General features: G+C 70.5%; 23 protein-coding genes. 4 read left to right on the top strand and 19 right to left on the bottom strand.

Annotated elements, in window-relative coordinates; translation table 11 throughout:
* Positions 1 to 134: 134 nt before the first annotated feature.
* From C9992_RS13690 to coaBC, 3 genes are all read right to left on the bottom strand, one after another.
* Positions 135 to 755, bottom strand: a complete 621-nt coding sequence (locus tag C9992_RS13690; RefSeq protein ID WP_235008233.1) for a hypothetical protein — start codon at positions 753 to 755, stop codon at positions 135 to 137.
* Positions 756 to 883: 128 nt separating this feature from the next.
* On the bottom strand, positions 884 to 1,780 hold the full coding sequence (locus tag C9992_RS13685) for a glycerophosphodiester phosphodiesterase (RefSeq protein WP_106816181.1): 897 nt from the start codon (positions 1,778 to 1,780) through the stop codon (positions 884 to 886).
* An 80-nt stretch (positions 1,781 to 1,860) separates the two neighbouring features.
* Positions 1,861 to 3,081, bottom strand: coding sequence for a bifunctional phosphopantothenoylcysteine decarboxylase/phosphopantothenate--cysteine ligase CoaBC (coaBC, locus tag C9992_RS13680; RefSeq protein WP_106816180.1), 1,221 nt, complete (start codon positions 3,079 to 3,081; stop codon positions 1,861 to 1,863).
* Between the two features lie 68 nt (positions 3,082 to 3,149).
* Between coaBC and C9992_RS13675 the strand changes: the two genes are divergently transcribed.
* Entirely contained in the window at positions 3,150 to 3,866 is a 717-nt protein-coding gene (locus tag C9992_RS13675) for an NRDE family protein (protein WP_106816179.1), read from the top strand.
* Positions 3,867 to 4,378: 512 nt separating this feature from the next.
* Here C9992_RS13675 and C9992_RS13670 read toward each other — a convergent pair.
* The 10 genes from C9992_RS13670 to C9992_RS13625 all read right to left on the bottom strand — a co-directional run bounded on the left by C9992_RS13670 (position 4,379) and on the right by C9992_RS13625 (position 12,834).
* Positions 4,379 to 5,242 (bottom strand): aldehyde dehydrogenase family protein, encoded by an 864-nt coding sequence (locus C9992_RS13670; protein WP_106816177.1) that lies wholly within the window; start codon positions 5,240 to 5,242, stop codon positions 4,379 to 4,381.
* The gene (locus C9992_RS13665; protein ID WP_235008232.1) at positions 5,239 to 6,759 is read right to left on the bottom strand and encodes an aldehyde dehydrogenase family protein; all 1,521 of its coding nucleotides are present in this window, start codon (positions 6,757 to 6,759) and stop codon (positions 5,239 to 5,241) included. Before C9992_RS13665 ends, C9992_RS13670 begins: the two co-directional genes overlap by 4 nt.
* A 15-nt stretch (positions 6,760 to 6,774) precedes the next feature.
* The gene (deoC, locus tag C9992_RS13660; protein ID WP_106816176.1) at positions 6,775 to 7,782 is read right to left on the bottom strand and encodes a deoxyribose-phosphate aldolase; all 1,008 of its coding nucleotides are present in this window, start codon (positions 7,780 to 7,782) and stop codon (positions 6,775 to 6,777) included.
* 51 nt (positions 7,783 to 7,833) lie between these two features.
* Positions 7,834 to 8,778 (bottom strand): sugar-binding transcriptional regulator, encoded by a 945-nt coding sequence (locus C9992_RS13655; protein WP_106816174.1) that lies wholly within the window; start codon positions 8,776 to 8,778, stop codon positions 7,834 to 7,836.
* Between the two features lie 144 nt (positions 8,779 to 8,922).
* The gene (locus C9992_RS13650) at positions 8,923 to 9,891 is read right to left on the bottom strand and encodes a bifunctional riboflavin kinase/FAD synthetase (RefSeq protein ID WP_106816172.1); all 969 of its coding nucleotides are present in this window, start codon (positions 9,889 to 9,891) and stop codon (positions 8,923 to 8,925) included.
* Complete coding sequence (locus tag C9992_RS13645; RefSeq protein WP_106816171.1) at positions 9,888 to 10,331, bottom strand: hypothetical protein; 444 nt, start codon at positions 10,329 to 10,331, stop codon at positions 9,888 to 9,890. Before C9992_RS13645 ends, C9992_RS13650 begins: the two co-directional genes overlap by 4 nt.
* Before the next feature lie 88 nt (positions 10,332 to 10,419).
* On the bottom strand, positions 10,420 to 10,788 hold the full coding sequence (locus C9992_RS13640) for a hypothetical protein (RefSeq protein WP_106816169.1): 369 nt from the start codon (positions 10,786 to 10,788) through the stop codon (positions 10,420 to 10,422).
* Positions 10,785 to 11,684 carry a tRNA pseudouridine(55) synthase TruB gene (truB, locus tag C9992_RS13635; protein ID WP_106816168.1) on the bottom strand — a complete coding sequence of 300 codons (900 nt, stop codon included), beginning with the start codon at positions 11,682 to 11,684 and terminating at the stop codon, positions 10,785 to 10,787. Before truB ends, C9992_RS13640 begins: the two co-directional genes overlap by 4 nt.
* Positions 11,684 to 12,364 (bottom strand): nucleoside/nucleotide kinase family protein, encoded by a 681-nt coding sequence (locus C9992_RS13630; protein ID WP_106816167.1) that lies wholly within the window; start codon positions 12,362 to 12,364, stop codon positions 11,684 to 11,686. The genes truB and C9992_RS13630 overlap by 1 nt, the downstream gene beginning before the upstream one ends.
* Positions 12,365 to 12,405: 41 nt before the next feature.
* Complete coding sequence (locus tag C9992_RS13625) at positions 12,406 to 12,834, bottom strand: hypothetical protein (RefSeq protein ID WP_160150892.1); 429 nt, start codon at positions 12,832 to 12,834, stop codon at positions 12,406 to 12,408.
* Positions 12,835 to 13,163: 329 nt separating this feature from the next.
* Here C9992_RS13625 and C9992_RS13620 point away from each other — a divergent pair, with 329 nt between their 5' ends.
* Complete coding sequence (locus tag C9992_RS13620; RefSeq protein WP_106816164.1) at positions 13,164 to 14,030, top strand: HhH-GPD family protein; 867 nt, start codon at positions 13,164 to 13,166, stop codon at positions 14,028 to 14,030.
* Between the two features lie 46 nt (positions 14,031 to 14,076).
* Here C9992_RS13620 and rbfA read toward each other — a convergent pair whose 3' ends face one another.
* The 5 genes from rbfA to C9992_RS13595 all read right to left on the bottom strand — a co-directional run bounded on the left by rbfA (position 14,077) and on the right by C9992_RS13595 (position 20,724).
* Positions 14,077 to 14,511 carry a 30S ribosome-binding factor RbfA gene (rbfA, locus tag C9992_RS13615; RefSeq protein WP_106816162.1) on the bottom strand — a complete coding sequence of 145 codons (435 nt, stop codon included), beginning with the start codon at positions 14,509 to 14,511 and terminating at the stop codon, positions 14,077 to 14,079.
* Positions 14,512 to 14,569: 58 nt separating this feature from the next.
* On the bottom strand, positions 14,570 to 17,332 hold the full coding sequence (gene infB / locus C9992_RS13610; protein WP_235008231.1) for a translation initiation factor IF-2: 2,763 nt from the start codon (positions 17,330 to 17,332) through the stop codon (positions 14,570 to 14,572).
* Positions 17,333 to 17,423: 91 nt separating this feature from the next.
* Positions 17,424 to 17,612, bottom strand: a complete 189-nt coding sequence (locus tag C9992_RS13605; protein WP_235008230.1) for a YlxR family protein — start codon at positions 17,610 to 17,612, stop codon at positions 17,424 to 17,426.
* Positions 17,613 to 17,719: 107 nt separating this feature from the next.
* Entirely contained in the window at positions 17,720 to 18,709 is a 990-nt protein-coding gene (nusA, locus tag C9992_RS13600) for a transcription termination factor NusA (RefSeq protein WP_106816157.1), read from the bottom strand.
* 116 nt (positions 18,710 to 18,825) lie between these two features.
* A complete protein-coding gene (locus C9992_RS13595) occupies positions 18,826 to 20,724 on the bottom strand; it encodes a lipase family protein (RefSeq protein WP_106816156.1) in 1,899 nt (632 codons plus the stop codon).
* Positions 20,725 to 20,850: 126 nt separating this feature from the next.
* On the opposite strand from C9992_RS13595, the gene C9992_RS13590 reads away from it, so the two are divergent.
* Complete coding sequence (locus C9992_RS13590; protein WP_235008229.1) at positions 20,851 to 21,693, top strand: DUF1206 domain-containing protein; 843 nt, start codon at positions 20,851 to 20,853, stop codon at positions 21,691 to 21,693.
* 120 nt (positions 21,694 to 21,813) lie between these two features.
* Positions 21,814 to 22,335, top strand: a complete 522-nt coding sequence (locus C9992_RS13585; protein WP_106816155.1) for a pyridoxamine 5'-phosphate oxidase family protein — start codon at positions 21,814 to 21,816, stop codon at positions 22,333 to 22,335.
* 49 nt (positions 22,336 to 22,384) lie between these two features.
* Here the strand turns inward: C9992_RS13585 and C9992_RS13580 are convergent, their stop codons facing one another.
* Positions 22,385 to 24,448: a PhoX family protein gene (locus C9992_RS13580; protein WP_106816154.1), complete on the bottom strand. Its 2,064-nt coding sequence runs from the start codon at positions 24,446 to 24,448 to the stop codon at positions 22,385 to 22,387.
* Positions 24,449 to 24,575: the final 127 nt, after the last annotated feature.

Raw genomic sequence — 24,575 nt, 5'->3', positions numbered from 1 at the left:
TCTGCGAGCTGCGACGTCGTCAGCGGATTCCCCGCCCCTCATTCTACGGGACGCCACCGCCTTCACGGAAAGGGATGACGATGACGCGTGTCCTGAGGCACGACGGCATCAACCCCGGCCGGACGCGACTGCCGTCAGCCCCACACGGTGGAGACGACGTCTTCGGTGTAGCCCTCGGGCGCGAAGTTGATCCACGCCGTCGTGACCAGCCCACCGTCCCCGATGTAATGCGTCTCGCCGCGCGTGTATTCCTCGTCGTCGAGCGTCACGCCCTTCTGCTCGATGCGGCAGACCGTGCCGTCGCCCATCGCCTCGCAGCCAAAGCCCGCAGCCGGCAGCGCGGCGAGGACCGCCGCGGCCTGGTCGGCGTCGATGGCGGTGACGTTCGTCGCGAGCCCGTACTCGCTGGGCTTGCCCCACGAGCAGCGCAGCGTCGGGGCGCCGCTGTGGATGATCTCGAGGAGGTCGGCGTTCTCGGTCGACAGCATCGTGACGCCGGGGTCGTTCAGCGGCGGATTGCCCGACTGGAGTTGAGCCAGCATCGCGGCCGAATAGATGTCTTCACAGGCGGCAGGGACGTCGAAGTCCGCCTGTGGCTTCTCAGTCTCGACCGGCGAGACCGAGGGCCCAGGGGTGGGGCCCTTGTCGGTCACGGACGGAGTGGTCGAGGGCGTGGCGGCGGGCTCGGGACGACAGCCGGTCGCGAGCAGCGCCACCGCCGCCAATGCCACGCACCCGATCACGACCTGCCTCATCGGGTTCCGCCCACGCATTCGCACGACACACCTCTCGCTCGGCATCGCCGCCGTCGAGGCGATGCGCTTCCGACCCTAACCACCATGGGGTGCGGATGCCGGGGGCCACGCCGCGCCGGCGCCACCTCTCACCGGTCGCCGTCGGCGCTCTGCCATTCCGACAGCGTGTGCGGGTCGTCGGTGACGATGCCGTCGACGCCGAGAGCCGTGACGGCGTCCCACTGAGCGTCGTCATTGAGGGTATAGACGACCAGGCGCGCACCTGCGGCGTGCAGCTCGTCGACGATCCCGGGGCGCGCGAGCACCGCCTTGCGACTCACCACGACGCCGCGTGCGCCCGCCTCACGCACGGCGCTCACGACGTCGGCCGGAAGCTGCTTGAGGATGAGCAGCCGGGAGACGACACGGGACTGCGCCGCCGCGAGCGCGAGCGTGCGCCCGTCGAAGCTCGCGAGCACGATGCGCCTGTCGAGCCCGCGGTCATGCACCGCGGTCACCGCCGCGCTCACGGCTGCGGCATCCCACATGCCCTTCAGCTCGACGATCGCCCGGCCGCGCGATCCCGCCAGCGTGTCGAGGAACTCCTCGAAGGTCGGGACCGCGGTGCCGGCGTAGGCGGGGTCGAACCAGGCGCCCGCGTCGAGCGCGCGCACCTGGGCAAGCGTCAGAGAGGCCAGACGCCCGTGCCCGTCCGTGGTGCGGTCGACCGTCTTGTCGTGCATGAGCACCGCATGACCGTCGGCAGTAAGGGCCACGTCGACCTCGACGTAATCGAACCCGGCGGCCAGCGCGGCCGTCACCGCGGGAAGGGTGTTCTCGGGCGCGGTAGCGGCCCCTCCCCGATGGCTGGCGACGAAGGCGGGCTCGCCGGGGGCGCGGGTATCACCCATGAGTTCTCGGGAGCTGACGCGAGCGGGAGACGCGCCGAGCACGGCGATCAGTAGGCTGGCCGCGGCGAGGACGCACATGACGGCAAGGGCGTGGATCCGGTCGCGGGCGCGATCGGATGCCGCGGAACGGGGCATCGGGCATGTCCTCCGGGTCGTGCAGCCGCGTCCTCGTCGACGCGGTGCGCACCACTCTACATGCGACCGTTATGGTTTCGTTACTTATTCTGCCGGACCGTGAGAACCGCGTCCCAGAGCGCTTCGGCCACGTCGCGCTTGGTTCCGCGCCGCTCGATGACGACCGTCCCCACAGCATCGACGACCGTGACCGCGTTGTCGGATGCCTCGAACCCCTTCGCCCACCCGACCTCGTTGAGTGCCAGCAGGTCGGCACCTTTGCGCGCGGCTTTACGCCGCCCGCGGTCGAGCAGTGTCTCACCGTCTCCCGGCGTCTCGGCCGCGAAGCCGACGACCGTCTGCCCCCCGCGTTTCCCCTTCACCAGACTTGCGAGGATGTCTTCGTTCTCGACGAGGTCGAGCGTGATCGCGCCGTCGGATGCGCCCTCCTTGGAGCGCTTGAGCTCAGACACCTCGGCCACGCGGTAATCGGCCACGGCCGCCGCCATCACGATCACGTCCGCGTCGGTGTGCGCTCGGACGGCGGCGCCCAGTTCAGCGGCCGTGCCGGCACGCACCACCCGCACACCGGGGTGTGCCGACGCCTCGGCCAGCACGCCGTCGTCGACATGCGCGGCGACCAGCACGACCTCCGCTCCCCGGTGCGCGGCGGCGAGGGCGACGGCCACGCCCTGCCGCCCGCTGGAGCGATTCCCGATGTAGCGGACCGGGTCGATCGGCTCTCTCGTTCCACCGGCGCTGACGACGACGCGCAGGCCGCTGAGGTCGCCGCGCGGACCGCCGGCGGCGGCGAGCGCGACGTCGAGGATCGTCTCGGGCTCGGACATCCGACCTGGCCCGCTGTCGCCGCCGGTGAGCTCCCCCTCCTCGGGACCGACCACGATGACACCGCGTTCGCGCAGCGTCGCCATATTGTGCGCGGTCGCCGGATGCCGCCACATCTCGGTGTGCATCGCGGGGGCCACGACGACCGGTGCCGTGGTGGCGAGTAGGGTCGTTCCGAGGAGGTCGTCCGCCAGTCCTGCGGTCATCTTCGCCAGGGTGTTCGCCGTCGCGGGTGCGACGATCATGAGGTCGGCGGCCTGGCCGAGCGCGACGTGTCGCACTCGTGCGACGTCGTCGTGTACGGAGGTGGTGACCGGATGGCGGCTGATCGCCTCCCAGGTCGGCGTCCCCACGAACCGCAGCGCGTCGTCCGTCGGGACGACGTGCACTTCGTGCCCCGTCTTGACGAGCAGGCGCACGAGCTGCACCGTCTTGTAGGCGGCGATGCCACCGGTGACCCCGACCACGACGAACACCCTCCGATCTTGGCACGACAGCCCGACACCCCGGCCACTCGTCCGACCCGCCCTTCGAGGAGACCCGCATGTGCACCGTCGTGATCCGCGTCCCCGACTCGGCCGACCAGCCCACGCGCGTGCTCGCGATCCGCGACGAAGACCCGCAGCGGCCATGGAACCCCCTCGGGCGCTGGTGGCCTGAACCGCACGAGGGCGTCGTCGGTGTGCGCGACGTGCGCGCGGGCGGCGCGTGGCTCGCCGCCGAGCCGTCGACCGGCAGGCTCGCGGTGCTGCTGAACCGGGCCGACGAGTCGGCGCGTCCCGAGTCCGAGCTCGTCTCCCGCGGGGGCATCGTTCTCGACTCCGTCGCCGGCCGCTCCCCCACCGGCGACCCGCGTACGCACGGCTTCAACCTCGTGGAGGTCGACGGTGCGCACGCGCGCGTCCTGACGTGGGACGGCGCCGCCCTGCGCGCTGTCGAACTCGAGCCCGGCACCCACATGATCGCGCACGACGACGTCGACGACAGCGGCACCCCGCGCATCGCACGGTGGCTGCCCGAGTTCCAGGTGGCCGGGCCGGCGACCGATGGACCATGGTGGACCCCGTGGCTCGGGGTGCTCGAGCGCTCCGCTGCGCTGCCGCCCACGGACGACAGCGCCATCATCCGCGACAACCGCCCGTACGGGTACCCGACGCTGTCACTGCTGGCGTGCGTCGCCTCGGTCACTGCCCACGACGTCGATGTGCACTACGGCGAGTTGACGCGTCCCGGCGAATGGGGCGGGCTCGAGCTCGCCTGAAGAGCGCACGGCGTGCGCCGGGTGCAAGGCGTCTCGTCCCGCCCCGGAGCCCCTGAACTCCGGCCCCGGTCGTTGAGCGAGCGAAGCGAGACGAAACGCCCGGAGCGCCCGGTGCAGCGCGTTTCGTCTCGGTCGTTGAGCGAGCGAAGCGAGACGAAACGCCCGGAGCGCCCGGTGCAGGACGTTTCGTCTCGGTCGCTGGCGCTCCCTCGCTCAACGACCGGAAGCCCGATGCCTCGAACCCGGTCGTTGAGCGAGCGAAGCGAGACGAAACGCCCCAAGCGTCGGGTGCAGCGCGTTCGTCCCGACCGGAGCCCCTGAACTCCGGCCCCGGTGCAGCGCGTTTCGTCTCGGTCGCTGGCGCTCCCTCGCTCAACGACCGGAATCCTGACCCGATCGAGCGCGAGGCGTTTCGTCTCGGTCGCTGACGCTCCCTCGCTCAACGACCGGAACCCGGACCCGGTCGTTGAGCGAGCGAAGCGAGACGAAACGCCCCGAGCGCCGGATGCGGGTCAGACCAGGCTCTTGGTGTGCCAGACGGTCTTGGTCTCGGTGAACGCGGTGATGCGGGCGAGGCTCGGGGCCGCGGCATCCGGTCCGTTCTCGGGCGGCAAGACGCGGGTGAGCGTGTCGGCAGCGGCGATCTGCAGGTCGACCCAATCGAGGTCGCCCGCCCCGACGAGGTCCAGCGCGTGCACGTCCGGATGCGACGCGAGCCACGGCGCGATCTCGGCGGGCGAGCCCGTCAGCACGTTGACCACTCCTCCGGGCAGGTCGCTGGTGGCCAGCACCTCGGCGAGCGAGATCGCAGAAAGCGGGAAGCGCTGCGACGCGACCACGACGACCGAATTGCCGGTCACCAGTGCCGGGGCGATCGCCGAGACCAGGCCCACGAGCGCCGTGTCCTGCGGGGCGATGACACCGACCACGCCGGTCGGCTCGGGCACCGAGATGTTGAAGTACGGGCCCGCGACGGGGTTGCCGTTGCCTGCCACCTGGCCGAACTTGTCGCACCAGCCGGCGTACCAGACCCAGCGGTCGATGGCTTCGTCGACCTCGGCTCCTGCGGCCGCCGCCGACACGCCGGTCTGCTGCGTGATCTCGTCGACGAACTGCGCCCGGCGGCCCTCGAGGATCTCGGCCACCCGATAGAGCACCTGTCCGCGGTTGTACGCGGTGGCCCCGGACCAGCCCTTCACCGCGCCGCGCGCTGCGACGACGGCATCCCGCGCGTCCTTGCGCGACGCGAGCGCGGCGTTGGCGAGGAATGCGCCCTTCGGGGTGGTCACCTCGTAGGTGCGACCCGACTCGCTGCGCGGGAACGCGCCGCCGATGTAGAGCTTGTAGGTCTTGGGCACGGCCAGACGAGCGCTCACGCCGACACCTCCTTCTTCGAGCGGCCGGCGTCGCGTTTCGTCTCGCTCGTTCCTCGCTCGATGAACGACCGGGAAGCGGCGGAGCCATCCTTGAGGTACGCCGCCAGCCCGTGCCGGCCGCCCTCGCGACCGTAGCCGGACTCCTTGTACCCTCCGAACGGCGACGACGGGTCGAATCGGTTGAACGTGTTCGCCCACACGACACCGGCGCGCAGCTTGTCGGCTACCGCGAGGATCCGAGAGCCCTTGTCGGACCAGATGCCCGCCGACAGGCCGTACGGCGTGTTGTTGGCCTTCTCGATGGCCTCGGCCGGCGTGCGGAAGGTCAGCACCGACAGGACAGGCCCGAAGATCTCGTCGCGCGCGATCCGGTGACTGGCCTGCACGTTCGTGAAGATCGTCGGGGCGAACCAGAAGCCGTTGTCGGGGATGACGCAGTCGGCGCTCCAGCGGTCCGCGCCTTCCTCCTCGCCGATGCGGCTGAGCTCGCGGATGCGGTCCAGCTGTTCGCGCGAGTTGATGGCACCGATGTCGGTGTTCTTGTCGAGCGGGTCCCCGAGCCGCAAGGTCGAGAGGCGGTCCTTGAGCCGGTCGACGACCTCGTCATGGATGGACTCCTGCACGAGCAGCCGGCTTCCGGCGCAGCAGACGTGGCCCTGGTTGAAGAAGATGCCGTTGACGATGCCCTCGATGGCCTGGTCGATCGGAGCGTCCTCGAACACGATGTTCGCGGCCTTGCCGCCGAGTTCGAGAGTGAGCTTCTTGTCGGTCCCGGCCACCGCCTTCGCGATCTCACGTCCCACAGCCGTCGAGCCGGTGAACGCGACCTTGTTCACGTCGGGATGCCGCACCACGGCCGCCCCGGTCACGCCGGCCCCGGTGACGATGTTGACGACGCCCGGCGGAAGGTCGGCCTGCTGCAGGATCTCCGCGAAGATGAGCGCGGAGAGCGGCGTGGTCTCGGCAGGCTTGAGCACCACCGTGTTCCCCGCCGCGAGGGCCGGAGCGATCTTCCACGCGAGCATGAGGAGCGGGAAGTTCCACGGGATCACCTGACCGGCCACGCCGAGCGAGCGGGGGGCGGCACCGAGTCCGGCGTACTCGAGCTTGTCGGCCCAGCCGGCGTAATAGAAGAACCAGGCGGCCACCAGGGGCACGTCGACGTCGCGGCTCTCCTTGATCGGCTTGCCGTTGTCGAGACTCTCGGCCACGGCGAGCTCTCGCGCCCGCTCCTGAACCAGACGCGCGATGCGGAAGAGGTACTTGCCGCGGTCGCGGCCGCTCATCTTCGACCACACCCTGTCGTAGGCACGGCGGGCCGCGGCGACTGCGGCGTCGACGTCTGCCTCGGTCGCGGACGCGATGGTCGCGATGTGCTTCTCGTCGGCGGGAGAGATCGTCGCGAACGACTCGCCCGAGCCGTCGCGGAACTCGCCGTCGATGAACAGCCCGTACTCGGACTTGAGGTTGAGGATCGCGCGCGACTCGGGGGCCGGCGCGTATTCGAGGAAGCTCATGTTCTGTTTCCCAGCTCAGTCGATCGTCACGTAGTCGGCGCCGGAATAGTGTCCGGACTTCAGTTTCTGGCGCTGCAGCAGCACGTCGTTGAGAAGGCTGGACGCCCCGTACCGGAACAGGTGGGGCTGCAGCCACTCCTCGCCGACGGTCTCGGCGACCGTCACGAGGTACTTGATCGCGTCCTTCGAGGTGCGGATGCCGCCGGCGGGTTTCACGCCGACCTTCTCTCCGGTCGCCCGGTGCCAGTCGCGCACGACTTCGAGCATGAGGAGCGTGACCGGCAGCGTCGCAGCCGGCTGCACCTTGCCCGTCGAGGTCTTGATGAAGTCCCCGCCGGCGAGGATCGCCAGCCACGAGGCGCGCTTGACGTTGTCGTAGGTGTTGAGCTCGCCGGTCTCGAGGATCACCTTGAGCGACGCGTACGTGCCGTCAGCGCGCCGGCACGCCTGCTTGACCCGGGCGATCTGGTCGAACACCTGCCCGTAACGACCCGCGAGGAACGCGCCGCGATCGATCACCATGTCGATCTCGTCGGCGCCGTGCGCGACCGCTTCGGCGGTGTCGGCGAGCTTGACGTCGAGCGACGCGCGCCCGCTGGGGAACGCGGTGGCGACGGCCGCGACGCTCACCCCGCCTTCGTCGGGGTCGCCGTGCGCCGACCCCAGCGCCTCCACCGCATACGGCACCATGTCGCCGTACACGCACACCGCGGCGACCCGCGGCGTGGTGGGATCGCCCGCATCCGGGTTCAGCGCCTTCGCCACGAGCGAGCGCACCTTTCCGGGCGTGTCGGCGCCCTCGAGCGTGGTGAGGTCGATGAGCCCGATGATCTTGTCGAGGGCCCACGCCTTCGACGTCGTCTTGATCGAACGGGTGCCCAGCGCCGCAGCGCGCTGCTCCAGTCCGACGGCGTCCACGCCGGGGAGCCCGTGGAGGTAGCGCCGCAACGTCGTGTCGTCGGGCTGCCCGCCCAGCAGCTCGACCGCCCGCTCGGGCAGCGTCACGATGGAAGTGCCTGACATGTCCTGACCTGGCTTTCGTTGGATGTGTGAGGATGCCTCGACGATGGCCGTTCAGTCGTCGAGCAGGTGTCGCGCCGTCGACTCGTCTGTCACGAGCACGGAGCACAGCCCGGATGCCACCACCGCGGCGGCGATCGGGCGCTTCGGTTCTCCCGCGATGGCGGCGATGGCGACGTCGGCACGACGGAGCTCGTCAAGCGACAGTCCGACGGTCCGCGCGTCGAGGACCTCGTCGACGACGCGCCCCCGGCTGTCGATGTAGCGCCCGACGACGTCGCCCACCGCGCCCGCGCGGACCAGCCGGTCGATGTCGGCGGGCGTGAGGTAGCCGCTGTCGACGTGGACCGAACCATGATCGGCGGCGCCGGCGCTGAACAGGTACGCGTCCGCCGAGCGGGCGAGGTCGAGCACACGGGCCACAACCCGGTCGGCCTCGATGGCCTCCTTGGTGGCGCGGTGCTCGAGGATCGCCGGGCTGGACAGCAGCGCCGCGCTCCCCCCGCCCTTCTGCGCGATGCTGACCGCCGTCGCCGCGGCCGTCCCCGGCCGCGGGCTCATGCTGACGCCGCCGTTGATCTGGACGACGTCCGTTCCCGACGACCAGCCCTCGCGCAGGTGGTGTGCGACCTCGGCCAGGGTGCGCCCCCAGCTGACGCCGAGCACGCGGGGGCTCGGACGCAGAGTCGTGAGGTAGTCGGCGGCGGCCTGCGCCACACGACGCAGCAGCTCGTCGTCGCTGCGCACCCCGGCGCGCGAGACGACGACGGCGTCGGTCAGACCGCGCTCTTCGCGCAGACGACGCTCGAGCTGAGGTCGTCGCGCCCGTGAGTGCACGATCTCGATGCGGACGAAGCCCTCTTCCTTCGCCTGGGTGAGAAGGCGCCCGACCTTCCAGCGCGTGATCTGAAGGCTGCGGCCGATCTCCTCCTGCGTGAGGTTCTCTTCGTAGTACAGCTCGGCGGCCCGAATCGAAAGAAGCTCGTCGACGGCGTCCACGATCCTCCCTCCGTCGTCACGTCCAGCCTGACACGCCCGCGAAGGACCGGCAACATCTGCACAGAGTTTGCTCATATGAGCATCGCGCCCAGACGCGTCAAGCCCGCGTGGGGCCGGATCGCGGTGAAGACCCCGTCGTGTCCGTCAGGCGAGGGACGCCCGGACCCGCTGGATGTCGTCGGTCATCTGGACGATGAGCGCGTCGACGTCGTCGAACGCGACCATGCCCCGGATACGCGAGACGAACTCGATCTCGACGACGTGGCCGTACAGATCGAGGTCGGTCTCGTCCAGGACGTAGGCCTCGACCTGCCGCACGTCGACGTCGTCGAACGTGGGGTTGGTGCCCACGCTGATCGCAGCGGGGTAACGCACGCTGCTGCGCGGCTCGGAGGCCGCCTCCTGCCCGCCCTCGTCGATGAGCCATCCGGCGTAGACGCCTTCCGCGGGAACGAAGCCCTCCAGGCTCGCGGAGAGGTTCGCTGTCGGGAATCCCAGCTGGCGTCCGCGCTTGAGCCCGTGGACGACCTCGCCGCGTACTGCGTGCGGACGACCCAGCAGTCGCGCGGCACCGGCGACGTCTCCGGCGTCCAGCAGCTCGCGCACCCACGTGGACGAGACCCGCCGCCCCTCGTCGATCGCTCGCACGTCGTCGATGACGTCGACGTCGAATCCGAACTCGGCGCCCAGCTCGCGCAGCAGCTCGGGGCTGCCCGCACCGCCCTTGCCGAACCGGAAGTCCGCGCCGACGAGGACGATGCGCACACCCAGCGCACCCACCAGCACGTGCTCGACGAACGCCCGCGCCTCGAGGTCGGCCAGGGCCCGATCGAACGTGAGCATGAGCGTGGCGTCCACGCCGGCGTCTGCGAGCAGGCGCAGCTTCTGGTCCACTCCCACGAGGCTGTCGGGGCAGATCTCGGGCCGCAGCAGTGCGAGCGGATTGCGGTCGAACGTGACGGCGACCACGCGTGCGCCCGCCGCCGCGGCATCCACCCGCGCTCGGTCGATGACCGCGCGGTGACCCGAGTGGACGCCGTCGAACTTGCCGATCGCGACCACGGACGGGCCGAAGCCGGCCGGCACGTCGCGCGGATCGCGGAAGACGATCACGACGCCACCGCCGCAGGCCGTTCGGCGTGCACCCGCGCCCCGGGACGGTGCGTCGCCAGCCACCACAGGCCGAGGAAGGGCAGTACCAGCGGAACGAAGACGTAGCCCATGCCGTACCAGGACCACACCGTCGGGTGGGCGAACAGGTCGGGCATCACGAGGCTGAGGGTGCCGATGAGCAGCACCCCGACGAGTTCGAAGCCGATGGCCACCCAGGCCACGACATACCAGCCGCGGCGACCCGCGAACACCAGCGCGAGCGTGGCGACGATGTACACCACGGCGGACAGCGCCGACAGCGTATAGGCCAAGGGTGCCTCGTCGAAGCGCTCGACGATCTGCACGAAGGAGCGACCGGTGGCGCCGAGCGCCATGATCGCGTAGACGATCACAAGCACACGGCCGATGCCGGTCATGCGGGGACGGGCGGGCGACGACATAACTCCACGAGTCTATTTCGTGCCAGCGCCCCGGTATCGCCGCAGATCGGGATGCCTCTCCTTCCGGCATCCGCGAGCCGACGCAGGCTCACGCCACCTGGATCGTCCAGATCACCTGCATGCGCCAGATCATGACTGCGATCGACAGCGCGGCGACGCCCATGATCACGGTGCTCCATCGACTGCGCTCGAGCAGGGCCCAGGCGACAGCCGCGAACGGCAGCAGTACGGCCGAGACCAGATAGACCCAGAACTCCAGAAGGCTTCCAGAGGGCGGGTTGCCGACGAACGGCGCGACGATCGCGATGACGACCTGCGCCAGCAGCAGCAGCTCCACGAGCGCGAGCGATCCGACCGTCCAGTCGCTCGGACGACGACCCGCCAACCCCGCGATGAGGCAGAACAGGCCGGCCGCGACCGCGACGACGACCTGGGCGATCGTGAACCACAGGATCATCGGGGCTCCTCGGGCATGTTCATGACGCTCTTCACGTCGGCTCCGCGCCGCTCCACGACGCCCACCAGCACACCGGCCGGGTCGATCGCCGCGGTCGGATTCGTTCCGAGGCGGGATGCGGCGCCGAGGAGACGCTTGCCGTGACGAAGGTCCCGCGCTTCGTCGGCGGTGACGTCCAAGCGGCCGAGGACGGCTGCCGCCGAGGCCGCGGGGTCGAGCAGTCGGGCGCCGTCGAGCGCGCCGACCTCCACCCCGTCGGCGACGTCGAACGGGCCGATCCGGGTGCGGCGCAGCGCGGTCAGGTGGCCGCCGACTCCGAGCGCGGAACCGAGATCGCGGGCCAGCGAGCGGATGTAGGTGCCGCTGGAGCACTCGACGACCACATCGAGGTCGACGACGCCTGCTTCCGCGGAGATCGGACTCCGACGCTCCGTGAGGACCTCGAATCGCGACACGGTGACGTCGCGGGCTCGCAGCTCGACGTCCTCGCCGGCTCGCGCCAGGTCGTATGCGCGCCGTCCGCCCACCTTGATCGCCGAGAAGGTGCTCGGCACCTGCGAGATCCTGCCGGTCAGAGCCGCGACGGCGGTCTCGATCGCAGCGGAGTCGAGCAGCGAGGCATCCGTCGACGAGACCACGGCGCCCTCGGCGTCGTCTGTGGCGGTCGCCATGCCCAGGCGGATGGTGGCGGTGTACGTCTTGTCAAGACCGACGATGAACGTCAGCAGGCGCGTGGCCCCTTCGACGCCCAGCACGAGCAGCCCGGTGGCCATCGGGTCGAGGGTTCCGGCGTGGCCGATCTTGCGTGTGCCGAGAGCTCGACGGGCGCGCGCGACGACGTCGTGCGAGGTGATGCCGCCCGGCTTGTCGACGAGCAGGAGTCCCGGGGCCGCCATCAGTTGCGCCCGATGATGCGCGGGTGGGCGAGGTCCGAGTTGTCCACGACGACGGATGCCGCGTCCCGGGGGTGGGCTTCGCGCAGGTACAGCTCCTGCCCCTGCCGGTAGCGCGCGTTCGAGGGCGCCTCCGGGTCGGGGTCGGAGCCGTCGCGCAGCGCCAGTCGCCGCGCCGCGATCTCCACCGGCACGTCCAGCCATACCGACCAATCCCACAGCTCCCGCAGCTCCCGGCGGTGCAGGAAGATGCCGTCGACCACCAGCACCGCATCCCGCGGGGCAGTCACCCACTGGGAGTCGATGGGCGCGTCGCGCGCCACATCGAAGACGGCGAGCTGGAAGCCGGTCGTCCCCGCGGTCTGCGCGCCGTCGCGGAACGGGTCGATGAGCACACGCCGGAAGGTCGCGTAGTCGTAGGAGTCCCGGTAGAAGCCCTCGGGATCACGCCGGCCGCGAACGTACCGCTCGGCGCGCGGCCGATGGAAGCCGTCGATCCCCGCCCGGAACACCGCGTCGCCGGCCTCGGCGAACACGTCGGCCAAGCCGTCGGCGAACACGGTCTTGCCTGCGCCGTCCAGCCCGTCCACCGCCACGATGACACGCCCGGCACGGTACCGCCGGCGCACCTCGTCACGCAGCTCGCGCCACAGCGTCGTGGTCGGCGTGACGGGAAGGCGCATGCCTCCAGCCTACGGCGCGCCACCGCGCCGGAATGTCCCGCTCAGCCGCACAGCTCGTACGGCGGCAGGTCCGCGGTGGTCACGGTCACGGAGCGGATCACGGGCTCCTCGCGGTAGGTGAAGAACATTTGCCCGACTCGGAGGTGGACCATGCTCGAATCGACGCTGTCGGAGATCTCGCTCACTTCGGGATACGCTGCGCGGACCTCGTCCACCGTCGACCCGATGCCAATGCCCTCGGCCGTCCGCGGCCCGGGCGCTGACGTCGGATCGGCCCACTCCTCGGCCGCCACCAACGTGACCGGTCCGGCATCCGGTGCTTCTGCTGACCCGGCCGCATAGACGTTGTACTGCTCGCCGGGCGAGTTCCACCATGCCAGCCATCCGCACCTCTCCGGGTCGTTCGTCGTCCCGTGCGGCATGGTGGCTCGTGCTTCGGAGAACGGCATGCCGAGAGTGACCGGACCCATGCCTTCGTTCGTGATGGTCCAGGTCGAAGGGTCGTCCGGGTCTGCGGAACGCGTCGGGCTCGGCGTGGACGACTCCGTGGGCGTCGGCTCCGCTGATATGGAAGGAGCCGAGGTTGACGGGCTGGTGCTCGCCGTCGCGCCCGCACAACCACTGAGCACCAAGGCGGAAAGTGCCAACACGGTGACGGACGTCCACAGTCGCATATCGATTCCTCTCGGCTGTCTCCCCATACGCTATGGGGCGGAGGCATCACGTCCAGAGTTGGCGCGGCGATCGTGATGACGTCGTGATGCCGGGGCTCGCCCGCCGGCGGCTTAGGCTGGAGCGCGTGCCCGATCTGGCGACTCCGCTCGTTACGTGGTACCGCTCCAACGCCCGGGATCTGCCGTGGCGGCGGCCGGGATTCGGCGCGTGGGGCACGCTCGTGAGCGAGTTCATGCTGCAGCAGACGCCCGTGAACCGCGTCATCCCGCACCTGGACGCGTGGCTGGAGCGATGGCCCACACCCAACGACCTCGCAGCGGCGACGCCGGCGGATGCCGTCCGCCAGTGGGCGAACCTCGGCTATCCGCGTCGCGCGCTGTGGCTGCACCGGGCCGCGGTCGAGATCCGCGACCTGCACGACGGGGTCGTGCCGCGTGACGTCGACGCCCTCCTCGCGCTCACCGGCATCGGCGATTACACCGCACGTGCTGTGGCGGTCTTCGCATACGGCGACCGGCATTCGGTCGTCGACACGAACACCCGTCGCGTGCTGGCACGCGCGGTGGACGGCAGGTCGCAGCCCGGGCCACCGTCGCGGCGCGACCTCGAGGCCATGGCGGCGATCCTTCCGGACGAGCGCGCCACGGCGGCCGTGGTCAACGCCGCCGCGATGGAACTCGGAGCCACCGTCTGCGTCGCCCGCAACCCCCGCTGCGGAGTATGTCCGCTGAGCGATCGATGCGCCTGGCGCGCGGCGGGGTACCCCGACACCGGTGACGAGCGGCGCAGGCAGGCCCGGTACGAGGGCAGCGACCGGCAGGCGCGTGGTGCGGTGTTGAAGACACTGCGGGATGCCGGGACCCACGCGGTCGCGCTGGCGCACGTCGTGCCGGACTGGCCGGACGCGCGACAGCGCGATCGCGCCATCGACTCGCTGATCGCGGACGGTCTCGCCGAGGCCGTCGAAGGCATGCTGCGGCTGCCGTCCTGAGCGCCGACGGCGGACGCCGCGCTCGTGGCGTTCTGCAGAGGACGCGTCAGTCCTCTTCGTCGGACTCCCGCGGCTTGAGGTAGGGGTCCGCCTCACCGGCGTACGTGGCGGTGGAGGCGATCCCGGCGACGGCCGCATCGCGCTCGCGCGCCTCGCGCAGCAGGTCCTCGATGTGACCGGCGTTCTCCGGGATCGCGTCGAGGATGAACTCCAGCGTCGGGGTGAGCCGCACGCCGAGCTTGCGTCCCACCTCACTGCGCAGCATCCCGGTCGCCGCCTTCAGGGCCGCCGCAGACCCCTCGCGCTCCTCCTCGGAGCCGAGGACCGTGTAGAACACGGACGCGTGCTGCAGGTCTCCGGTCACCCGCACATCGGTGATGGTGACGAAGCCCAGGCGCGGGTCGCGAAGACCCTTCTCGAGGCGTTCCGCGATGAGCACGCGGATGCGGTCGGCCAGGCGCGCTTGACGTTCCGAGGGCATGGTTACTCCTTTCGAAGCGTGAGGGACGCCCGCATGGGGCGTCCCTCACGTCCGCGACTTATGCGCGGGGCTTCTCGACCATCTCGGTGGTCTCGATCTCGTCGCCCACCTGGATGTCGTTGTACTTGCCGAGGCCGATACCCGCCTCGAAGTCCGTGCGGACCTCGGTGACGTCGTCCTTGAAGCGGCGCAGCGACTCGATCGCCAGACCGTCGGCGATCACGACGCCGTCGCGGATGACGCGCGCCTTGGCGTTGCGCGTGATCGTGCCCGAGCGGACGATGACACCGGCGATGTTGCCGAACTTCGAGGAGCGGAACACCTCGCGGATCTCGGCCACGCCCGACTGGACCTCTTCGTACTCCGGCTTGAGCAGGCCCTTGAGCGACTGCTCGACGTCGTCGATCGCGTTGTAGATGACCGAGTAGAAGCGGACATCCACACCCTCGCGGGCGGCACGCTCGCGCGCCTTCGTGTCGGGACGGACGTTGAAGCCGATGACGATGGCGTTGTCGATCGTCGCCAGGTTGATGTCGGACTCGGTGATCGCACCCACACCGCGGTGGATGATCCGCAGCTGGACCGACTCGTCGACCTCGATCTTGAGCAGCGACTCCTCGAGCGCCTCGACGGCACCCGACACGTCGCCCTTGATGATGAGGTTGAGCGACTCGACCTTGCCCTCTTCCAGAGCGCGGGTGAAGTCCTCGAGCGAGATGCGCTTGCGGGCCTTGGCCAGCTGCGCGTTGCGCTCAGCGGCCTCTCGCTTCTCGGCGATCTGGCGAGCGGTGCGGTCCTCCTCCGTGACGATGAACGTGTCACCGGCGCGGGGCACCGAGTTCAGACCCTGCACCTGCACGGGCCGGGACGGCGCGGCCTCCTCGACCGGGTCGCCGTTCTCGTCGATCATGGCGCGCACGCGGCCGTAGGCCGTGCCGGCCACGATCGCATCGCCGACGCGCAGCGTTCCCGACTGGATGAGCACGGTGGCCACCGAGCCGCGGCCCTTGTCGAGCTTCGCCTCGATCGCGACGCCGCGGGCGTCCTTGTTCGGGTTGGCCGTGAGGTCCAGGCCCGCGTCGGCGGTGAGCAGCACCGCGTCGAGGAGCTCCTGGATGCCGGTGTTCTGGCGAGCCGAGACATCCACGAACATCACGTCGCCGCCGTACTCCTCGGCGACCAGACCGTACTCGGTGAGCTGCTGGCGCACCTTGGCCGGGTTGGCCTCGGGCTTGTCGACCTTGTTCACCGCGACCACGATCGGCACGTTCGCCGCCTGGGCGTGGTTCAGCGCCTCCACCGTCTGCGGCATGATGCCGTCGTCGGCGGCGACCACGAGGATCGCGATGTCGGTCACCTGCGCACCGCGGGCACGCATGGCGGTGAACGCCTCGTGACCCGGAGTGTCGATGAAGGTGATCGCACGCTCGATGCCGTCGTGCTCGGTCCAGACCTGGTAGGCACCGATGTGCTGCGTGATGCCGCCGGCCTCGCCCGCGACCACGTTGGTCTGGCGGATGGCGTCGAGCAGTCGCGTCTTACCGTGGTCGACGTGACCCATGACGGTCACGACCGGGGGCCGGATCTCGAGGTCTTCCTCGTTCTCCGCCTCCAGCTCGGCCTCGAGGTCGAGACCGAAGCCCTCCAGGAGCTCCTTGTCCTCGTCCTCGGGTGAGACCATCTGGATCTTGTAGCCGAGCTCGGCGCCGAGCACCTCGAACGTCGCCTCATCGAGCGACTCGGTGGCCGTGGCCATCTCGCCGAGGTTGAAGAGGATCGTGACGAGCGTGCCGGGCTGCACGGTGTAGCCGCGCAGCGCCTCGAGCTTGTCGGCGAAGTCCGCGATCGACGCGCCGCGGCGCAGGCGGATGATCTCGCCGTTGCCCTTCTGGACGTTGACGCCGCCGACGACCGGCGCCGACCGCATCTCGAACTCCTGCCGCTTCGCGCGACGCGACTTGCGCTGCTTCGACTTGCCGCCGCCCTTGCCGAAGGCACCCGCGGTACCACCGCCGGGGCCACGGCCACGACCGCCGCCACCGCCGGGTCGACCGGCGAAGCCCCCACCGGGCGCTCCCCCGCCACCGGGACGCTGGAAGCCGCCGCCGGCGCCACCCGGACGGCCGGGGCCGCCGGGACGCTGCTGGAACGGTGCCCCAGGACGACCGCCGCCACCGGGGCGACCCGCGCCGCCCGGACGCGGAGCGCCAGGACGCGGGGCGCCGGGGCGCGGCGCCTGCGGACGCGGGATGTTGCCGGGCGTCGGACGCTGGCCCATGCCCTGCGCCGAAGCGAACGGGTTGTTGCCGGGGCGAGGCCCGGCGGGGCGCTGGCCCATGCCCTGCTGCGACGCGAAGGGGTTGTTGCCGGGGCGAGGCGTGCCACCGGGTCGCGGCGGCTGCGGCGCTCCCGTGGCGGGACCGGGCTTGGGGGCGCCGGGCGTCGCAGGAGCAGCCGGCGCCTTGGCGGCCGGGGCAGCAGCTTCGGGGGCCGCGGGCGCCTGGGCCGCGGGGGCGGCCGGTGCCGGAGCCGACCGCGCGGCCGGACGAGCCGGACCGGGCTTGGCGGCCGGGCCGGGACGTGCCGCGGGCGATGCCGGTTTTGCTGCCGAGGTGGCAGCGGCCGGCTTTGCGGGTGCGTCAGCCGGCTTCGCCGCGCCATCTGCCTCGAGGGCGGCGCGGAGTTTGCGAGCCACGGGGGGCTCGATGGTCGACGAGGGGCTCTTGACGTATTCGCCGAGGGCCTTCAGCTTCTCGAGCGCGACCTTGCTGTCGACGCCGAGCTCGGAAGCGATCTCGTGCACGCGTGGTTTGGCAGCCACAAATTCTCCTGTCTGGGTCCACCCAGACAGGGCAGACCGTTATTCGCGGACGGAACTCATTTCGAGCCGTTCACTTTGTTTCCATAGCCGTTCAGCCTTTTCGCTGGATGTGCTCTTCGATGGTCTGCGTGTCAAGCGGGCCTGACACACGCAATGCCCGCACGAACGCGCGGCGCCGGATGGCGGCATCCACGCATTCCTGCGTCTCGTGCACCCACGCGCCTCGTCCGGGCATCGACGCGCGCTCGTCGGGGACGAGGACGGAATCGATGGAGACCACCCTGAGGAGGGTGGACCGGGGAGCACGCGTGCGGCATCCGACGCACGTTCGTACGGCTTCCATGGTACACCTCAGGGCCGGGAGCCAGCGCCGCCGGGGAGCGAGCCTCAGCCCTCTTCGAGGATCGAGTCGGGCTGGATGTCGATCTTGGCGCCGGTGAGCTTGGCCGCCAGGCGGGCGTTCTGCCCCTCCTTGCCGATCGCCAGGGACAGCTGGTAGTCGGGCACCAGCGCCCGCACTGCCTTGCTGGAGGCATCCAGCACGAAGCTGGAGGTCACCTTCGCGGGCGACAGCGCGTTGGCGACGAACTTCGCAAGCTCCGGGTCGTAGTCGACGATGTCGATCTTCTCGCCGCCGAGCTCCTCGGTCACGGCCCGCACACGACGGCCCAGCTCGCCGATGCACGCGCCCTTGGCGTTGATCGACGGATCGTTGGCCTTGACGGCGATCTTGGTGCGGTGGCCCGCCTCGCGTGCCAGCGACACGATCTCGACGAGGCCCGCCGGGATCTCGGGGACCTCGAGCGCGAACAGCTTGCGCACCAGGCCCGGGTGCGTGCGAGAGACCGTGATCGACGGCCCCTTGGCACCCTTGGCGACCGACGTGACGTACACGCGCAGACGCGAGCCGTGCGCGTAGTCCTCACCGGGCACCTGCTCCTCGGGCGGCAGGATCGCCTCGACCGTGCCGAGATCCACGTGCACCATGCGCGGGTTCGGCCCCTGCTGCACGACACCCGCGACGATGTCGCCCTCCTTGCCGCGGAACTCTCCGAGCACCGCGTCGTCGGCGATGTCGCGCAGGCGCTGGCTGATGACCTGCTTGGCCGCGAAGGCGGCGATCCTGCCGAAGTCCTCGGGGGTCGACTCCTCCTCGCCGATGACGGCGCCTTCGTCGTCGCGGAGGGGGATGTACACGGCCACGTGGCCCGTCTTGCGGTCCAGTTCCGCACGAGCGCCCTCGGGCAGCTCGCCGGAGGGCGAGGTGTGCTTGGCGTAGGCGGTCAGGATCGCCTGCTCGATGATCCGGACGAGCTCGTCGAAGGGGATCTCCTTCTCGCGCTCGACGGTCCGCAGAAGTCCGAGATCGATGTCCACAGTGGCCTCCGTATTCAGCTCTCACCGGCGCGTCGCTGCACGCCGGAACCCTCCAACATTACCGGATGCCGCGTCCGGCGCTCCTGGGAGTCCGGTGCGCGCCGCAACGCGGCCGCTCACCGGACGCAGTCGTCGACGTGCGTGGCAGCGTGGCGGAAACGGGCGTCCGTCCAGTCGATGAGCACGGGGACGAAGTGCGACCCGGGCAGCAGCGTGCGCAGGTGGTCGTACCCGCGGTACTCGAGGCTGCGCACCCGGTCGCCCTGCGCGCAGAGTCGTTCGACGAACTGGTGCTGCAGATGCGGCGGGATGACCTCGTCGCTGTCCCCCCAGGCGATGAGGATCGGCTGCGCCCATGGACCGGTCGGCGTGTTGTCCTGCAGCCGCCGACCGAGCGCGCCGGCGGTGAGGTCTCCGACGTACAGGGGCCGGTCCTCCGAGACGCCGAGCGCCGTCGCCACCGACACCACCACACCGGGTTCGGATGGGCAGCGCTGCGTCATCTCGCGGACGATCGCCTCCGCGCCGGGAGCGATGTACCGGGACAGGTCGACGTCGTCGTAGGTGTCGGCGTACGGCACCAGCACCCAGGAGATGAGGATCGACAGCAGCGCGTTCGCGTCGCCGCTGGTGAGCTCCTCCGCCAGCTCGACCGGCTCCGCCGCGGGAGCGAGCACCGCGGTCCCGCGCACGTCGATGTCGGGGGCGTAGTCCTCGGCCAGCTGCGAGGTCCACAGCGCCGCGTGCCCGCCCTGGGAGTGCCCCCACACCACGGTCTGCCGCGAAAGATTGAGGTCCTCGAGCTCCCGCGCGGCCAGCACGGCGTCCAGTGAGGAACGCGCCTCACCACGTCCGATGAGGTAGGGGAAGACCCCGGGCGCCCCCTGGCCCGAATAGTCCGAGGCGACGACGACCCAGCCGCGGGCGACCGCCTGGTCCAACCCCGGTATCGCCCACTTGGTGGCCGACGCGTCGCGCAGGCTGGGGGCGCAGCCGCGGGCCACGCCGGTGGTGCCGTGGTTCCACGAGACGACGGGGCGCGGCCCGGCCGGCGCGTCCTGCGGCACGATGACCAGCGCGCTGGCCACCGCGGGCTGACCGACGGCGTCGCGCGTGGTGTACAGGATGCGGTGCACGTCGGCCCCCGGCGGCTTCTGCCCGGCGAAATCATCGACCCGGATCAGTCGGCCGTGCTCGTACGGCACGACTGCGGGCGGGTCGTAGAAGGCGTCGACGGCTTGCGCCCCGTCCTGGATCCAGGAGTTGGCCCACCAGCCCGCCGACACGAGACCGATGAGCACCGCCGCGAGGGCGTAGCGGCCGGCCGCCAGCCAGACGGCTCTCGCGCGCCGGCGCCGGGCCACGCCGGTCTGCTGCGGACGGGATGCCGCATCAGCCCGCGCGGCGTCCTTCTGCTGTTGCTCCCCCGCCGCGGCGCCCGGCACGCTGCGCCCGCCCTCGACGAGTGCGCGCACGGCGCGCACCAGGAGCGTGCCGCCGAACACGATCGTGCGGACCCCGAAGACCACCGCCACGACCAGGATCGTCACGTCCGGCCACGCGTACGACAGGATGCCGAACGCGATCTGGGCGCCGCCCCAGACCGCCGCCAGCACGCGCCTGCTGACGCTGCCGCGGGCGAGCGCGTCGTAGAGCGAGGCCAGGCCGCCGAGCACGAGGAGCACCCCGATGAGGTCGGGCAGCAGCTCGAGGGTGCGGCCCAGGCCGACGAGGATCGCCAGGCCCAGCAGCACCCACGCGCCCCCGAACGCTATGCGCGACCACATCGGCGTCTCGGGTGCCGAGAAGATGCGCGCCAGTCCCGTGAAGATCGCACTCAGGCCGACGTACACCGTGAGCAGGAGCAGCGAGGTCAGCGGGCGCGTGACGATCAGCATGCCCACCAGCAGGGCCAGCGCACCCACGACGACCAGCGCGACCGGCGGAGCCCCGCGGACCAGGCGAGGAACGATGCTCCATCCGGACGCGGGCGTGCGACGGCCCTCGCGGATCATCCGCTCCATGTTAGGCGGCCCGGCCGGGCTGCGCTCTCGCCGACGGCGCAGCTGCGGCGCTGGCACTCGAGTGCTGTCGCGTCAAGGGCCATCTGCGGGACCCCGCGACGGTCTAGCTTGAGGGTCGTGAGCACGGACGCGCGGCATCCCGTGAAGGCGGAGGCGAAGCATGTCGCGCGCAAGGCCGAGTCGAACCCGGTGTTCGAGGCGCTGGCTCGAGCCGGGTATGTCGCCAGTGGTGTCGTCCACGGACTCATCGGGGTCATCGTGCTCGTGATCGCCTCGGGCGGGCACGGCGAGGGCGATCAGGCCGGGGCCATGAAGGCCGTCGCCGGGGCGCCGGCCGGCTTCGTCGCGCTATGGCTCCTCGCGATCGGCCTGTGGGCGCTGGGCGTCTGGCACGCCACCGAGGGACTCCTCGCGTACGACCCGTCCGGTGACATGAAGGGAGCGGCGCACAAGTGGGGCCGGCGACTGGCGGAGTGGGGCCAGGCCGTGGTGTTCGCGGCCCTCGGCGTCATCGCCGCAAGCGTGGCCATGGGCGCGCGGCCGAACGGCGAGCGGGCGGCGGAGGGCGCGAGCCGGAGCCTGCTGCACATCCCGGGCGGCCCCATCGTGCTGGTCCTCGTGGGCCTGGCCATCGGCGCGGGCGGCGTCGCCTTCATCGTGATGGGAGTCCGTCGCAGCTTCCGCAACCGGATGCGCATCCCCCGGAACGGTCTGGGACGGGCGCTCAGCGCTCTGGGGGTCGTCGGCTTCATCGCGAAGGGAATCGCGCTGGGTGTCGTCGGAGTCCTGCTGGTCATCGCGGCGCTCCACGCCGACGCGAAGGCGGCCGGAGGCCTCGATGGCGCGGTCGACGCGCTGCTGGCACTGCCGCTCGGTCCCGCGTTGGCATGGATCGTCGGCCTCGGGTTCCTCGCCTACGGTGCGTTCACCGTCGCCCGCGCACGCTTCGCCAGGATGTGACGCGCCACGCGCGGCCGGGGAGATTCCGCCGCGACAGGCGGCATCCGCCGGACGGTAAGCCGCGGCATCCGCGCTGTCAATGCCCTGTCGGACGGGCGGGGCCGCCGCGAGCGTGGTGGCATGACGCACACAGAACAGGATCTCGTCACCGGGCGGGAGGCGATGGCACGCGTGAAGGAACTGGTGGAAGACATTGACTTCACGATGCTGACTACCCGTGATCCGGCGGGCAACCTCGTGAGCCGGCCCATGAGCACACGGCAGATGGACGACGCGGGAGACCTCTGGTTCTTCACCCTGGCGGGGACGACGAAGGTCGCCGAATCCCAGGCCGACCCGCAGCACGACGTCGGATTGTCGTACCTGGATTCGAAGGGTCACCGTTACGTGTCCGTCGCCGGCCGCGCCGAGGTGGTCCGCGACGAAGCGAAGATGAAGGAGCTGTACTCCCCCGACCTCGACATCTGGTTCGAGGACGGACTGGACACCCCCGGCATCGTCCTGCTGCGGGTCACCCCCGTCGAATGCGAGTACTGGGAGCCCAAGCACGGGAAGATCGTGGCCGCGGCGGGCATGCTCAAGGCGCTCGTGACCCGTGACACCCCCGACGGCACGATGTCGCACGGCAAGGTCACCTGCTGACGCACGCGGATGCCGCGCCGACGTGCCGGCGCGGCATCCGGGATCAGGATCAGGCGCGGTAGACCTGCACGACCGCCGGGCGCGGCGCGGTCGCCACGTCACCGGGTTCGGATGAGCCGTAGTCCGGGAACAGCGACGTCGGCGCAGCGAATGTGCCTCCTTCGCCCGGGTGCTGCACCGCCACGAACACCAGTCCGTCCTTGTCGTGGATGAGCGGCCCGCACGTCTCGGCCTCACGCGGCACCGAGAGGAACTGCTGCACGTGGCCACGCTCGGCGCCCTCGAGGGGAACGAGGAACAGGCCGTCGTTGTAGCCGATGGTGCTGGGCGCGCCGTCGGTGGAGATCCACAGGTTGCCCGCCGAGTCGAAGGCGACGTTGTCGGGGCACGAGATCGGCGACACCAGCTCTGCGGGAAAGCCGGCGAAGTACGAATTGGCGAACACGGCCGGGTCGCCGCAGAGGAGCAGGATGCTCCACCCGAACGTCGTGCCGGCTTGACCCGCGGTCTCGGTCAGCTCCACGACGTGGCCATAGCGGTTGCCCGTCACCGGGTTGGCCTCGTCGAGCGTGGCGGCCGAGCGCGCCGAATTGTTCGTCAGCGCGAGGTAGACCTTGCCGGTCTTCGGGCTGGGCTCGACGTCCTCGGGACGGTCCATCTTGGTCGCGCCCACGGCGTCCGCCGCCAGCCGCGTGTAGACGAGGACCTCTTCGGTGGTGAAGCCCGGCACGACGCTCTTCCCGTTCTGGGTCAGCGGGATCCACCGTCCCGACCCGTCGAACTGCCCGTCGCTCGGCAGCGCACCGGTGCCGAGGATCTCGCCGGCCGGCGAGTTGCCGGTGAACGTGGCCACGTACAGGTCGCCTTCGCTCAGCAGCTGCATGTTCTTCTTGCGCGAACCGGAGATCTTGTTCTTTGACACGAACTTGTACAGGTAGTCGTTGCGCTCGTCATCGCCCATGTAGGCGACCACGCGACCGTCCTCGGCGACGATGACGTTCGCACCCTCGTGCTTGAAGCGCCCCATTGCGGTGTGCTTGCGCGGGGTCGAGGTGGGGTCCTGGGGGTCGATCTCGACGATGTAGCCGAAGCGGTTCGGCTCGTTGACGTAGTCCGGGTCATGTGCGTCGAAACGCGGGTCGTACTTCTCCCAGCCGGTCTCCGTCGAAGTGGATGACGTCGCTTGGTAGCGCTTCTGCGCGGGAGTGTCGGCAGCCCAGGCGAAGTAGCCGTTGAAGTTCTCCTCGCCGGAGAGGATCGTGCCCCAGGGTGTGGTGCCCCCTGCGCAGTTGCCCAGCGTTCCGCGCACCCAGCGGCCCTCCGGATCCGCGACGGTCTTGACGAGATCGCTGCCGGCAGCCGGGCCGGTGAGCTCGAAGACCGTCTCGACGGTGATGCGGCGATTGCGCCTGCCGTCGATGACGTACGACCATGGCGTTCCGGTGCGCTTGCGCGCGACCTCCACCACCGACATGCCCTGCGCGGCCTTGAAGATGTCACCGCGTCGGCGCAGTTCGGCGGGGTCGCTGGAGGGCGGGAACATGATGCCGGGGTTGCAGTACTCGTGATTGTTGACGAGCACCCCGGTCTTGCCGCTCGGGTCGGCCACGATGTCGAGGTAGTCGCTGTTGTAGCCGAACTGCAGCGACTGGGCTGCGGCCGACTGCGCGTTGATGTCGAACACCGGCGCGTGGGAGAAGAGAGGGTCGCCCCAGCGGATGATCGGCTGCCAGGTGTAGCCGGCAGGAACCGTGAACTCGTCGACGAGCCGGTTCACCGGCGAGATCGCCTGGAAGGGAAGGCTGCCGCCGCCCGGCCGGGCGAACGCCGCACCGGCGCCGCCGAGTCCCGACGACCCGGGCGCGGACACCGGCGCCTGCGAGCGCAGACCGCCGACCGCGATGGCGAGCGCTCCGGCGGCGCCCAGCCCGAGCAGAGCGCGGCGCGACAGGGCGGCGGATGCCACTTCCTGGAACGTCGGGTTGTGGGACGAGTTGCACTCCGGTCCCAGGCACGCGTTCGCGCACTTCAACCGGCAGGTCACGGCGAGCCGCTTGCCCCGGGCGTGCTCTGCCAGGGGAAGGGAACGGCGGAATCCTTCGACGATGCTCACGGGCGTCCTCTCTGCTGGGCGGTCGTGCTGCCGGATGCGCGATGGCGCCGGCGTGCGCCAGCTTCACGGCGCCCGGCGACGTCTACCGGAACCCCCGGTGAACGGCTGGCGTCCACCGCATGAGAAC

This window comes from Microbacterium timonense, assembly GCF_900292075.1.
GTDB lineage: Bacteria > Actinomycetota > Actinomycetes > Actinomycetales > Microbacteriaceae > Microbacterium > Microbacterium timonense.
The sequence above is the reverse complement of the archived record's forward strand: the minus strand, read 5'-3'. Positions and strand labels throughout refer to the sequence as shown.

Coding starts and splice junctions, on each gene's coding strand:
- C9992_RS13690 (WP_235008233.1), bottom strand. CDS start 755: ATGAGGCAGGTCGTGATCGGGTGCGTGGCATTGGCGGCGGTGGCGCTG.
- C9992_RS13685 (WP_106816181.1), bottom strand. CDS start 1,780: ATGCCCCGTTCCGCGGCATCCGATCGCGCCCGCGACCGGATCCACGCC.
- C9992_RS13675 (WP_106816179.1), top strand. CDS start 3,150: ATGTGCACCGTCGTGATCCGCGTCCCCGACTCGGCCGACCAGCCCACG.
- C9992_RS13665 (WP_235008232.1), bottom strand. CDS start 6,759: ATGAGCTTCCTCGAATACGCGCCGGCCCCCGAGTCGCGCGCGATCCTC.
- deoC (WP_106816176.1), bottom strand. CDS start 7,782: ATGTCAGGCACTTCCATCGTGACGCTGCCCGAGCGGGCGGTCGAGCTG.
- C9992_RS13645 (WP_106816171.1), bottom strand. CDS start 10,331: ATGTCGTCGCCCGCCCGTCCCCGCATGACCGGCATCGGCCGTGTGCTT.
- C9992_RS13640 (WP_106816169.1), bottom strand. CDS start 10,788: ATGATCCTGTGGTTCACGATCGCCCAGGTCGTCGTCGCGGTCGCGGCC.
- truB (WP_106816168.1), bottom strand. CDS start 11,684: ATGGCGGCCCCGGGACTCCTGCTCGTCGACAAGCCGGGCGGCATCACC.
- C9992_RS13630 (WP_106816167.1), bottom strand. CDS start 12,364: ATGCGCCTTCCCGTCACGCCGACCACGACGCTGTGGCGCGAGCTGCGT.
- C9992_RS13625 (WP_160150892.1), bottom strand. CDS start 12,834: ATGGGTCCGGTCACTCTCGGCATGCCGTTCTCCGAAGCACGAGCCACC.
- rbfA (WP_106816162.1), bottom strand. CDS start 14,511: ATGCCCTCGGAACGTCAAGCGCGCCTGGCCGACCGCATCCGCGTGCTC.
- C9992_RS13595 (WP_106816156.1), bottom strand. CDS start 20,724: ATGATCCGCGAGGGCCGTCGCACGCCCGCGTCCGGATGGAGCATCGTT.
- C9992_RS13585 (WP_106816155.1), top strand. CDS start 21,814: ATGACGCACACAGAACAGGATCTCGTCACCGGGCGGGAGGCGATGGCA.